Origin of the sequence: Oribacterium sp. C9, from assembly GCF_002007235.1 — a bacterium.
Classification (GTDB): Bacteria; Bacillota; Clostridia; order Lachnospirales; family Lachnospiraceae; genus Oribacterium.
This window is the reverse complement of sequence record NZ_MUHW01000005.1, coordinates 123,439-136,922: the sequence shown is the minus strand read 5'-3', so window position 1 is coordinate 136,922 and position 13,484 is coordinate 123,439. Positions and strand designations below refer to the sequence as shown.

Annotated in this window: 7 protein-coding genes, 1 other RNA gene and 1 other annotated feature (1 of these 9 running past the window's edge); of the genes, 2 read left to right on the top strand and 6 right to left on the bottom strand. The window is 42.4% G+C overall.

What is annotated here, in order from left to right; genetic code table 11:
- Positions 1-228 (bottom strand) — a binding site (T-box leader) (it extends 15 nt beyond the left edge of the window).
- 60 nt (positions 229-288) lie between these two features.
- The 4 genes from BXO88_RS05055 to BXO88_RS05035 all read right to left on the bottom strand — a co-directional run bounded on the left by BXO88_RS05055 (position 289) and on the right by BXO88_RS05035 (position 3,340).
- Entirely contained in the window at positions 289-777 is a 489-nt protein-coding gene (locus BXO88_RS05055; RefSeq protein WP_078036659.1) for a GNAT family N-acetyltransferase, read from the bottom strand.
- A gap of 149 nt (positions 778-926) precedes the next feature.
- Complete coding sequence (locus BXO88_RS05050) at positions 927-1,238, bottom strand: HigA family addiction module antitoxin (RefSeq protein ID WP_078036658.1); 312 nt, start codon at positions 1,236-1,238, stop codon at positions 927-929.
- A gap of 12 nt (positions 1,239-1,250) precedes the next feature.
- Positions 1,251-1,529: a type II toxin-antitoxin system RelE/ParE family toxin gene (locus tag BXO88_RS05045; protein ID WP_078036686.1), complete on the bottom strand. Its 279-nt coding sequence runs from the start codon at positions 1,527-1,529 to the stop codon at positions 1,251-1,253.
- A 779-nt stretch (positions 1,530-2,308) separates the two neighbouring features.
- On the bottom strand, positions 2,309-3,340 hold the full coding sequence (locus tag BXO88_RS05035; protein ID WP_078036657.1) for a sugar kinase: 1,032 nt from the start codon (positions 3,338-3,340) through the stop codon (positions 2,309-2,311).
- A 330-nt stretch (positions 3,341-3,670) separates the two neighbouring features.
- On the opposite strand from BXO88_RS05035, the gene BXO88_RS05030 reads away from it, so the two are divergent.
- A complete protein-coding gene (locus BXO88_RS05030; RefSeq protein ID WP_078036656.1) occupies positions 3,671-4,699 on the top strand; it encodes a LacI family DNA-binding transcriptional regulator in 1,029 nt (342 codons plus the stop codon).
- A 52-nt stretch (positions 4,700-4,751) separates the two neighbouring features.
- Positions 4,752-6,167 (top strand): glucuronate isomerase, encoded by a 1,416-nt coding sequence (uxaC, locus tag BXO88_RS05025; protein ID WP_078036655.1) that lies wholly within the window; start codon positions 4,752-4,754, stop codon positions 6,165-6,167.
- Between the two features lie 253 nt (positions 6,168-6,420).
- Here the strand turns inward: uxaC and rnpB are convergent.
- Positions 6,421-6,768, bottom strand: an RNA gene (gene rnpB, locus BXO88_RS05020) — RNase P RNA component class A.
- A 130-nt stretch (positions 6,769-6,898) separates the two neighbouring features.
- Positions 6,899-13,315, bottom strand: coding sequence for a Cna B-type domain-containing protein (locus BXO88_RS05015; RefSeq protein ID WP_078036654.1), 6,417 nt, complete (start codon positions 13,313-13,315; stop codon positions 6,899-6,901).
- Between the last annotated feature and the right edge of the window lie 169 nt (positions 13,316-13,484).

Sequence of the window (13,484 nt, the reverse complement as noted above, 5' to 3'; positions counted from 1 at the left end):
TTAAATCCGTGGTACCACTCATATTACCTTTAAATAAAGGTCACTTTTCACATACCAGCATATGTGCTTCCTGATAACGGTGAAGAACCCGTTGCCGCATACTTGATATATAAATCTTTCTGAGCACCCTCCAGAGTCCATTCGTCTATCCTTCCATACCGCTATTCCACCATCAGCGGCTCTCTATAATGTTACAGATAAAGTACTTCTCTCTGTCATCGGTTTGATTTTATTTATTTACCGGTACTTTAGCACGTTGAACCGTGAGTGTCAATAACTTTGAATCATTTATGATAAACTTTCAAGTTCCTTTTCGAAAAATCTGTTCATAGTGCTGTGGACCACTTCTTTAGGACGTTCAATCTCGTGATATCCGCTTTTCTGGTATATATGAATAGCCGCCTGAAGATTTTCGTGAGTTTCAAGATAAGATTTTCTGAACCCGGCCTCTCGCATCTTTTCTTCGATGAAGGCAATAAGCTTATACCCTATACCGCTTCCTTTTGCGCTGTCTGTAAGATAAAGTTTCTGAAGCTCGGCAGTATTTTTCATATGTTCAAAAGGTGCAAATCCTATTCCGCCGATAACAATTCCTTCTGATTCAACCACGTAATACTGGCACATATCACTGTTATAAAAATCGCTTAGATGATCAAGTACCTCATCGAAATATACAGTTCCGGGAATATCTAATCCGAACTGTTTTAAATTATCGCGAACAAGTCCGGCTACAGCCGCATCGTCTTCTGCGGTTATTTTTCGTAATTTGTAATTCATGTCATTCCTCCGATAAGAGATACTGCCGTTGCTACCGTACAGAGTAGTAATTCTTCTTTTGTTTTCATTTTTCAATTTTATATAATCGTTCTCGGTTGAAAAACCTTCAAGCTTCAGAATGCCATACACATAATGTTAATTGAATCGGTTCACATTTGCAGCAACGTATTTTCTTCTATATTACGGCAAGGAAAAGGAATAACGTTCTCGGGCGAATGCTGTTCAGCTTCCCACAAAGTAAGCTTTTGCTGCATGTTAAGCCAGCTTTCTGCAGATGTATTAGTCGCTTTCCCTATTCTAATCGCCATTTCAGGGCTTAATGAAATACGTTCATTGACTAGCTCTGATAATGTCTTTCTGGTTACTCCCAGCATCTGTGCGGCATCTGTTATTGTAAGATGTAATGGTTTTATCACGTCTTCTAAAAGTACTGTTCCAGGGTGAGTAGGTCTTCTGTTCATATTTTACCTCCTTTAGTGGTAATCCTGATAATCGACAAGATAAGCATCGTTGCCTTCGAAATAGAAAGTAATTCGCCAATTACCATTAACCGTTACAGACCACATATCTTGTTTATCGCCTTTTAAGGGATGCAATCTATATCCTGGCAAGTTCATATCTTGCGCAGAAGTACTTGCGTCAAGCCTATCAAGAATTCTTCCTAGCTTTGGCGCATGTTCTGCTTGTATTCCTTTTTTAGAACCCGTTTCAAAGAAATCTTTTAATCCTTTGTGTGCAAATGACTTAATCATACAATTATTGTAACTCGCAACGTTACGCGTGTCAACAGACGCACCCCAGCATGCAGCGCAATACATAAACGTATGTTTGTATGAAAACCATGGTTTAACTAACTGTTGTATATTGTATACTTGTGACCAAAACCTGTGTACATTATCCCTTTTAATTTCATCAAGAATGTCGGTCATCTTTAGGATATAGTTCTACGATAATATCTCGAAAAGTTTCTTCTAATTCATATCTAACTATGAAGACGGATCTTATTGCCTCTTTAATCGAGAGGGAACATTCCTTGGCGTTCGTTCTGGAAAATGGGACGATCTTTGGAAAATCTGTAACGAAGGTTGATTTTGTATGAATATAAAGACCGCTCAGGCACTATGGCTTGGGTGGTCTTCATTATCTTTATTTACTTTCTGCTACAGCTCAAAAACCAATAATTATATATTCTCTTAAATATTTTGTGATTTCTGTATTGACAAATTGTACAAATTCAAGTACAATTTAAAACAAGTTAAAGAGATGTGGCGAGTGCTTCACATATCTGAGACGATTCGTGATAAAAGGAACGGTAGATGACATGGCGAGTGCTTCATGGATTCGAGGTTCCTTTTTTTTGTGTACTAATCTTCCTCGTTATTCTTACGTCCATTAATCATCTTAATGTCCATCATTCATCCTGAATCCACCGGGTATCGTAACAAGTTGTATGAAGCCAAGTCTTTCGTAGAGATGTCTTGCATGAACATTGCTCTCTACATCCTTTCCTTGTAACCCACAAACTTCGATCTTATCTGTTCATCTCGCTGTGGAAACCTGTTGAATAATGGTCTTCGATGACAGCATCGATTTCTGCAAGGTTTGACTGAGGGAGATCGCCCTGTATGGTGTTTTTCATGGCGGATGTGGCATTACCATACTTCACAGCCTCTCTCACATCTCCGCCTGAACTTATGAGTCCATAGAGGGCACCGGAAATGTATGAGTCACCGGAACCGATGCGGTCAACTACATCGATGTTCTTGTATGGCGGCTCTTCAAAGAACTCATCAAGCTCCGCGTCATATGCTATGGAACCGAAATCGTGGCACTTAGGACTGTGAACTGTACGCTGTGTCGCGAAAACAGTCTTTATAGGATAGTCCTTTGTAAAGCTCTTTATCATATCACGGCATGAACCTTCCTTAAGGAAAGTGAGCTGTGCTGTTGACTCTGAGCAGAAGAAAATGTCTACATAAGGAAGGATCTCGAGGATGGTCTCTCTGGCCTCGTCTCCTGTCCAGAGATTACCTCTGAAGTTTACATCAAAGGAAATGAGAGTTCCATTCTCTTTGAATTTTTTTATGGCTTCTATAGTTGTCTTTCTGATATTAGGTGAAAGAGCAAGGGTGATTCCTGATGTGTGGAAGCACTTGGTGTTCTTGTAGACCTCAGGATTTATCTCTTCGGGATCGATGGAGAAAAAACTTGAGTTTCTTCTGTCATAGATGACCTGGGGCTTACGTGGATAAGCACCGTATTCGTAGAAATATACCGCCACTCTCGCGTCCGGAGAATTATCGTAAATAAAAAAGTCGTCGGATACGCCATAACTTCGGATGGTACCCTTCATGAAACGTCCAAGGTCATGGGATGGGAGCTTCGAGATGATACCTGTATGCAGCCCCAGAAGAGACGCTCCGACAGAAACATTGAGCTCTGCTCCTCCGACATTTTTTTCGAAAATATCGCTGGTTGCTATACGATCGTTTCCCGGAGGAGATAATCTCAGCATAAGCTGTCCCATGGTTACGAGATCAAAAGAACGATTTGGAAAATTCATGATATAAGCTCCTTTGTGTAATGAAAACACTTTACTCAAAATTTCGATATTGCATTGATTTTATAACATTAGTCGGCTATAATCAACAATAAATGTAAGCGGTTACAGCGGAGGAATCCGCATAAAGCGGATTCCGGAGCGATACGGCCCGAGCTGTGCTCGGGTCCCGAAGGGATCGGGTGAGGGTATCAAGCCCGAACCCGACCAGCGGAACGCAGGTGGGTACGGTCAAGAAAATCATTCAATCCCGAAGGGATCGGGTGAGGGTATCAAGCCCGAACCCGAGCGATACGGTCAAGTATACCATTTTATTTTGATAAAGGAAAAATAATGAACATTTATGACATTTCAAAAGCAGCGGGTGTATCCATTGCTTCAGTATCACGAGTTATCAATGGAGCCGACAATGTCTCGGAAAAAACAAGAAAAAAGGTCATGGACATTATCGACGAGTACGGATATACGCCCAATGCTTATGCCAGGGGCTTAGGCCGAGGTTCCATGAAAACCATCGGAATCATGTGTTCCGATTCATCGGATATCTACCTTGCCAATGCAATCTACTATCTCGAGACGGATCTTCGAAAGAACGGCTACAACTCCATCCTGTGCTGCACAGGTTATGATCTGGAGACTAAGAAGGCAAGCTTCGAGCTCTTGAAATCAAGACAGGTTGATGCCTTCATCCTTGCGGGATCAAAGTATGTGGAGAAGAATCCTGAGGATAACCAGTACATCATCGACGGGGCGAAGGAACATCCTGTAATGATGGTGAACGGCTGTATAGAAGCTATGGGCATCTACTCAGTGAGAAGTGATGATATGGGCGGCATGAAGGAAGCATTTACACAGCTTCATGAGTCAGGTGCGAAGAAAATCATATACGTCTATTCCAGTGACAGTTTTTCCGGAGAACAGAAAATCGAAGGAATTAAAGCCGGTGCAAAAAAATGCGGCATCTCTGAGGAGAACATCCGTATAGTCAAGGGAAAGAAGTCCTACGGAGATATAGCTGAGCTTCTCGCCGCTGAGTACGAGAAGGAAGCATTTGACTCAATCATCGCATCCTCCGACACCTCAGGTATCGGAGCGGTGAAGTTTGCTGTCAGCCACGGTCTCAGGATCCCTGAGGATATCCAGATAGTAAGCTACAACAACTCAAAGCTTGCAGAGGCTTCTACCCCGGAGCTTACCAGTGTTGACGCAAAGCTCGAGGAGGTCTGCCAGAAGACCTGCGATTCACTTATGAAGCTTTTAAATCCGCCTCTTGATGAGAATGGCAATGCTTTGCCCGTTTCACTTCCTGCCAGGACGGTGGTTAAGACAAAGCTCGTAAAGAGAGCTACGACCAGATTTTGATATCGGGTGACCGATTTCAATTATATATGATGCTTTATGGAGGTAAATTCAAATGAAACCATTTATGGACAAGGACTTTTTGCTTTCTACAGATGTAGCAAAGCAGCTTTATCATGACTATGCTGAGAATACTCCTATTCTCGATTATCACTGTCATATCAATCCTCAGGAGATCGCAGAGGATCGTCAGTTCGATAATATCTTTCAGGTTTGGCTGGGCGGTGACCACTATAAGTGGAGACAGATGAGAACAAACGGTGTTCCGGAGGAGTACATCACAGGTAACAAGTCTGATCGCGAAAAGTTCCAGAAGTGGGCAGAGACTATGCCTAAGCTTATCGGAAACCCACTTTACCACTGGTCTCATCTTGAGCTCCGTAAGTATTTCGGATATGAGGGCTATCTCACAGGAGATACAGCGGAGGAGGTATGGAATCTCTGCAACGAGAAGCTTCGTCAGAAGTCCATGTCTGTAAGAAATATCATCAAGGCTTCCAATGTTACTCTCATTTGCACAACAGATGACCCTATCGATACTCTCGAGTGGCACAAAAAGATAAAGGATGATCCTACATTTGATGTTCAGGTACTTCCTGCATGGAGACCTGACAAGGTAACAAACATCGAGAAGCCTGAGTTCCCTTCATATATGGCTAAGCTTTCTGAGAGATCAGGTGTCGAGGTAAAGGACTTCGCATCACTCAAGGAAGCTCTCAAGAACAGACTTGATTTCTTCCAGTCCATGGGATGCCTCGTAACTGACCATGCATTACGTTATGTAATGTACGCTCCTGCTACTGATGCAGAGGTTGATGAGATCCTGAAGAAGGGGCTCAAGGGTGAGAAGCTCACAGATCTCGAGTGTGCCAAGTATAGAACAGCCGAGATGCAGTTCCTTGCCAAGGAGTATAACAAGAGAGATCTCGTATTCCAGATCCATTTCGGCTGTATCCGTGATAACAATGCTGACATGTACAGCAAGCTCGGTGCAGATACAGGCTTCGATGCAGTTGATAACTATGCTCCTGCTGACCAGCTTGCAGCATTTTTTAATGCTCTCTCAGCAACTGATGAGATTCCAAAGACCATCCTTTACTCACTGAACCCATGTGATAACACTACTATCAATACCATCACAGGATGCTTCTGCAAGTCTCCGGTACAGAACCGTATCACTCAGGGTGCTGCATGGTGGTTCAATGATCACAAGCAGGGTATGACAGATCAGCTTGTAAATTACGCTAATCTCTCAACCCTCGGAAACTTCAACGGAATGCTCACAGACTCACGTTCATTCCTTTCCTACACACGTCACGACTACTTCCGTCGTATTCTCTGCGAGCTCGTAGGAAACTGGGTAGAGAACGGTGAGTATCCATATGACAAGAAGGCACTTGAGGAGATCATCAAGGGTATCTCTTACAACAACGCTGTAAAGTATTTTGGATTTGATCTTAAGCAGTGCTGATAAAAAATAGAAGGTAGAAAATGCGGCGGGATAGGCACCAAGGCTTGCGAGTTGAAAGCACAAACTGCGAAGACGTGTACGTATCCGGATGCACGAAGTGCAGACGGGACGAACACGACAAGCAGTATGTACTTTCAACCGAGTGGGCCGGTGCTATCCCGCTGCATTTTTGCATTCACTCAGTTTGTACTTTCTGGAAACAAAAAAACTGCCGCACTGGAGCGAACTCCGATGCGACAGTATGATGATCAAATGATCGAGTATCGTAATAAGCCGGGTTATGTATCAAGTGGTCATCTATCTAGGGCGTATGTTGCCATACGTCTCAATCAACCTACCCGGAAACTGACGAGCAGCCATATGTTTCCTATTTGGTCTTTCTTCGAATGGGGTTTATAATGCCGCCTCTGTCACCAGATGCGCGGTAGTCTCTTACACTGCCGTTTCACCCTTACCGGCAAAAGCCGGCGGTCTGTTCTCTGTTACACTTTCCTGTGCGTCACCGCAACCTGCCGTTAGCAGGCATCCTGCTCTGTGAAGCCCGGACTTTCCTCTCCCAGCCGGTTTCCCTTATACTGGCAGCGACCACATCCGATACTCGAGCCTAAAGTTTACTATCAAATAAGACATTTTACAAGTAGAAAATATCTTATTTGAAGAATATAAACTTTAAAAGCTGATGTAAAACTCACTGCCGTGAAATCAAATCCACAGCAATAAGATGAAGGTCATCACTTAGTTCTTTTTTTTCTATTAATAACAAACCAGCTTACTGAAATAAGCATTGACACAAGGCTTAGAATTCCGTACAGGAACATCGCAGACTCATCACCGGTCTTTGGAGCTCCGGATCTTCCTCTGCTTATAGCACTGGTACTGTCATCATCGAAAGGCCTCTTTGCGACCAGAACAGAGCCTGATTCATCAAAAGTGCTTTCTGAAGCAGAATCTGTATCTGTGTAGAACTGAATAATGCTTGTCTCCTTCGCGTCTTCAGAATACTTAAGACCCTTTTCGGCAGGATCAGCATTTGTTACTGTCACAGGTCTATCGTCGGAATCATTGTCACTATTATCCCGGGAATAGGACGGAGTACTCTTTCTGCTTACAGAACTTCCAGAGCCTGAACCTGATGAAGAGACTGTGGTGGTAGTTGTACCGGTCTTTGTATCAGTTTGAGGTTTTGTGCCCGATGTAGAAGGAACTGCAGTTTCAGGCTTCACTTCGGTTTTACCGGGAATCTGAGAGCTGAACGGAGGTGTATTGCCACTCATACTTCCCTTTGAAGATGAAGTTGATTCCTTTGCCTTTGAATCACCGGTATAGACATTTATAAATCCTGCAGTACCCTTACCCTTCTTATCGTCGATACTGTATTCTCCGTTTACAGGAGTGTCATAGCCTGTCCAGTTATTATTGTGATTCACCATGCCGCCTGTTTTTGAAGAAAAGATATTTGCGATCTCAGTTGAGATACCATAAAGATTCTTACCTGATCTATCGAGATTTACCTCACCGGATCTATCCTTTATCTCAGCGGTATATACCTCACCGTAACTCTTGACCTCTTCTCCTGGATTCTCGGATACTACGTAAAAATATGGTTTAAGGTTAGGTGCATAGTATGGAACCTGCCAGGTATATGAACTGTACTCGGGATGCTCAGAGTCATACTTAAGAATGACATCTGTCGTTGTTACCAGCTCCTCACTTCCGGCGATGATTCCATCTTTGGACTGAAGATAACGGTACAAGCGGACTTTTATGGATGGCACTGTTGCAGTATCATGTGATTTACTGTAAAGCTCTAAGCCGTCCCACTTCTTATAGAAAGTGATCTCATATCCGTCATTCACATTGTATCCGTTGGTGGCAACCAGACCGTTTGTCAGGGTGTCTTCTGTTTTAAGATTGAAAACATGACCAATAAGCTTTGATTCTTCAGAATCAGCTCCGTCACTCACCTCCCTGATGGTGTAAGTGTAGAGACGACCCTTTTCATCGTACTTAGGTACCTCTGCAATTGTTCCGTCTTCATTCCTGAACTGGAACTTGGTAGAGCCCTTTGCAGTTGCAGGATCATATATTGTCGTAAGTTTTTTGCCGCCTTCCTTAAGCTTCAGAATATCACGGCCCAAAGTATCAACATCGTGTACGTATTCATAAACTGGCTCAGTAACTTCATTTCCTATTTTTCTCCAGAGCTCAAACTTTATCTTTGTGAGATTAGATGAGCTGTAACCGGCAGGAAGATTTGAATATATCTTTTCTCCGCTTACGGTACGACTGCTCCTCTGTCTGTTGACTATAGTCTGGGCATCTTTTTTGTCAATGCTTACCTTAGCGGCAGAAATGCTTGTTGTCTTATTTTCAAGTAAAAGCTTTTCCGGTGTATTTTCATCATAGCTGTACTCGGCTGTTTTACCGTTTAATTCCGGAGATTTAGGAAAGGCTCCTATCTCGACGTAATCGTTGGTTTCGCCGGAAGGGATGGTTTCTGTGATGTAGTAGGTATATTCGTAGTAATCCCCCTTGCTGAAACGAGGCTGAGCTGAATAGGTGAGCTGCCACCAGTTGTGATACTCATCCTTATTTGTTTCCCATTCGTGGGGGATATAGCCTGTATTATCAAGCTGTTCTACATGGTAATTTCCACCCTCGTCCTCATATGTACGGTAAAGATGCATGACGATATCAGGACGTTTGTTTGTCTTTGTATCATCATCTTCCCAGTACTTGTTGACAGTAGGAACGATGTTCTGTTTAAGTTCGTGATTTAACTTAAATGAATAAACATCTCCTGTATGGAAAGGTCCGCGTGAAATGCTGTTTTCATCTGTTCTTACATAGGCTCCTGCGAAATGCTTTTCAGCCTCTGTTCTGTTACTGTTATAGCTGAAGCTTACAGACTTGATGCCCAACTTGTAATCAATCAGTTTACCATTTTCGTCATACTTTCTGTAAGGACCGTAACCGGCCTTCCAGTTGGTCTTTGCATCGCCGGTCTCCCTAAGAGGCACAGTGATGGTTTCAGAACCCTTCGTAACCTCCAGTGAGATGCTGTCAGGACGCGCCTTTTCTTTAAGCACACCATCCGTCCAGTTCTCAGCATTGACATCAAAGGACACATAACCGATTCTTAAATTGGTTATGATGAAATCAAAAGACTGAGGTGTATCGAGTCTTACGGATCCGTCGTTTTCCTTTACATGAACATCGTAAATATAGTTGTTTCCCTTTACGAAGCCATACTGCTCGGCTTCGGATGAGGCTGATCTCTTTGATGCAACGTCATCCTTATATTTCGTATAGGCAGTATAAACATCCGGCTGTGAAGCAAAAGCTGCTTCTATGGATGAGGCTGCTTCGTTGTAGGAATGAACTGCATTCTTTCCTTTCTTTTCGGAGCCTACATAAGTCTCTCTTACTCTGAAGGTATGTTCAGAACCATTTTCATGGTTTCTCCATGCTGTATATTCATTCTTATATCCATCAGGAATCCTTACGTAAACATAGTTCTCTGAAGCGGGATCAATGGTTGCTTCGGAGATCTGCTCCCATGTACCATTTATATTAACTTCAAGTACAAATGTCACAGGTTCTCTTCCGACAGAGTCACCATCATCCAGCCACTGCTTATAAACAGAAATATGGTTATCTTCACCGATGCTGTTGACTATTTTAACATTGGAAAGAAGGTACTTTTCCTTGTGGGTCTTGCCTGATATGGTAATGTCTTTTTCAGGCTCTTCTATAGAGTTATGAACTGTTGAAGAGTAACCATGAGTTTTTATATCACCATGTTCATAAGCAGTGTATCTGTATTCAACACCTTCATCATCATATCTTGGAAGAAGACCGGCTTTTTCTGCATCCTTCTTCTCATCCAGATCTTCATAGGATCTGATATGGATCTGATTTGAAAATTCCTTTGTGAAGTCTACATTACTTTCCAGAACGGTTCCGTCGGATTTAAGTATCTGTCCATCTTTATAGATTCGTTTTACAGAACCTATCTTAGTCTTGTTCTGATAAACATCAAAGGTGACTTCAAGACCGTTTTTCTGATCATCCTCGGTAAGACCTGATGAAAATGTCTTTGTGATCAGGACTTCCGCATCACCTACGAGAGTATTGGTAATGTTTATATACTGATCATCGGATGCTTCGGATGATGCATTTTCATCTGCTGCTTTATCAGGTGCGTAAGTCTGAATATAACGGTAGCCATCATAGGTCAGGATATAATCATTGCCATACTTCTTATATAAAACAGCTTCTCTGAATTCCGGATTGGCTGCTTCACTGTTGACAGCTGTAGCTACGCTTTTTTCTCTTGCAATGTAGTAAAGCTTATCACCATTTTCGTCATACTTAGGGAGCTCGGAAGTTGTACTTCTGCTCTGAACTTCAGAGATGAAACCGTCAAGCTTCATAGTGTCGGTAAGCTTGACAGCAGCATTTTCAGCAGCCTCTTTATCGGTTTTAGGATCCTTTGTTGTTTTGAAAAGTGACAGGGTGACTTCTGATTTTACATCCTGTCTGGCAGCAGCCTTCCATGTTTTGGTAGCTGTAACCTTGACAGAACCCTCTATGAGATTCTGGATGGTCTCACCGTTAAGTGCAAAATTGTTCTGATAAAGCTCACAGCTCTTTTCAGCTTTCGTTTTAAGGCTGGTCTTATAAGTCGCTGAGCCTCCGGCTTTCTTTACCTTTCCGACGTAGACGAGTTCGGCACCGTCTGTGTTGTATGCACTGAGAGAACCTTCCTTCGGTAAGGTAAGACCGTAATGCTTGTTTGTATTTTCTCCGGCTCCTATATTTTCTTTGAAGGCTTCATAATCTGAACCCTGTATAGGTGACAGATTTGACCATCTTGTTTTGTCATTTATTTTGCCGTTCTTTGCATATCTGTAAAGCTTGATGGAAATGGTAGGGCGTGCTCCGATCGTAGTATCGGCGGCATCATCCAGCCAGTCGTTATATACAGTAAAGTCTGTTTCACCTGTAAGTATATTTACAAGTGTACCTCCGGTATAGAGACTGTTTTTCTGGTCTGAGGCATTGTCCACATTTTTATAAGAGGCTTCATAATGACGTTTTGTTATTTTGTTCCCTTCTGAACCTGTGTCATCCCCAAGATTTATATCGTCCTGAGTGATGTAATAGTGAATAGGATGATTGTTCTTGTCATAGCCATAGCCACGTATGTTGATGACCCACTCATCTCCTGTTGTTTCAGTGATGCTCATTACACCTTCTGCGTTTTCTGCATCGGTGACGATATTTATTTCCTCAGCGTTTTTGGTGTCACCCTTTTTGACTTTGTAAAGATGGATATGCTTTATCCAGTCTTCTTTGGATGGTCTTTCATTTGTCTTCTTTGCATAATCGTTCCATTTGACGGTGGCAGTGTATGTCTGCATCTCATAGCAGCGAAGGATAGTGCCATCCTTATCTTCGTTTCCGCTTCCATCCTCATAGGTACTGAAATAATGAGCGCCCACAGCATTTTCAGCGGCGATACGGTATTTCACAGGATGAGATATGAGTTCTCCACTTGTGGTGTCACGTTCTATGACGCTGTCATAAAGAGAGTCGGTAAAACTATAGGTGACTACAGTGTTGTTGATGGATTTTGTCAATGTTTCCGACACGGGGTCTGCCGGAGAAGGTACATGGTCTGTCTCCGCTGCATGTCCAAGTACAGTTTTCATCTCATCAAGATCCAGGCGCTTCCATTCAGTACTTACACCTTCTATGAAGTACTCAAGATAAAGAAGGCTCTGTATATCCTGTCCCACCAGACTGTTTTTTGCCGTAAGATCCTTTCCGGCATCTTCCCAGTGAACAGTAAGCGGGATGATAGGGTTCTTTCCCTGTACCATGAAGAGGTTTTCGTTCTGAGCTACAAGTTCATTCTCACTCTGAAGCTTCAATGGCTCCATCGAGCCTGAGGTATTCTGATAAGAAGTTCCCTGTGTAACCATCTGAAGCTTGATGTCGTCATCCGGAGCTTCGATTAAGATATAGTAATCGGTCTTTTCGCTTACGACCGGAATGAAAAAGCTTCCATCGGTAACTTCTGCTTTTTCACGATTTGATCTGTCCTTGTCGGTGATGTAGACATTGGCATCTCCGAGATCGAGGTCAGTGATTGTAAAGTTAAGCTTGTCTCCTGCAGTGAGATATCTGGTTTCCACATGAACAGGGTATAAGATACTGTTGCTTGCATTTTCAGGGAGCACTTCTACAGTTAACTGTCGCTCTAAATTGTAATCGTAGTCACTTTTGAGGTGAGCTGTGAAGGTGTATTTTCCCGGTACCTCCGAATAATAGTCGTCGCTTTTGCCTAAGGATGTATCTATAAAGGTGGTATCAAGTTCCCATGATATAGACGCGTTTTTTATATCATAACCTGTGAGATCAAGACCGGTCTTTTTTGCTATTTCATGAATTTTTGGCTTCCTGCTGCTGAGAAGATCTTCTACTTCACGCTTTTGGTCTTCTGTTAAAAACTCGGCGTCCTTGTTGCTTTTTGAATTATCAGAAGAAGTCTTTGAAGTTTCGCTTTCCGTAGCCTTAGTATTTGATGCTTCAGTCTGTGAAGAAGCATTTGATTCAAGCTCTGAGGTTGAAGCTACAGTCTCATCCTGAGATCCTGTAGTCGCTGAGCTCTGAGCTGAGTCATCCAGAGATCCTGTAGTCGCTGAGCTCTGAGCTGAGTCATCCTGAGATCCTGCAGTCGCTGAGCTTTGAGCTGAGTCATCCTGAGGATCTGAACCGATGTTTACTTCACTTGTTGTAGCCTTCTCTTCAGTATTTCTCTGGATTGAGCTTGAGCTTGCAGTGTCTGTATCATCTGCTGTATCTTCTGATTCTTCATCATTAAATTCCGAATGATCTGTTCTGACAAGCAGATTTATGGTTTCAGGGAAATTGATCTCTGTTAATTTGGTTCCGTATTTTACTGTTATCTTTTCAGGAAGTTTAGCCACAGCTTTGATATCGTAGCCTGAGTCTCTGGTTTCTGCACTGCTCTCTGCGGCATATCCGGTCATTCCCGGAGCTGTACCTGTTTCAACCACCATCAGTATGCTTAACAGCAGTGAAAATAATCGTTTTGATAAACTACTACCCTTTATCATGTATAATCCTCGTCCTTTGGTTTTTAGTGATATTTTTTGTCATATGTTCAGTAAAATGCCCTGTCATATGTAAGTGATTCAATTTAATGAATTATTATGAATAACTAATAAAAAGTTCATGCAAATTAAGGATTATACTAAGTTAAAATAATAAATGTAAGTAAAATTT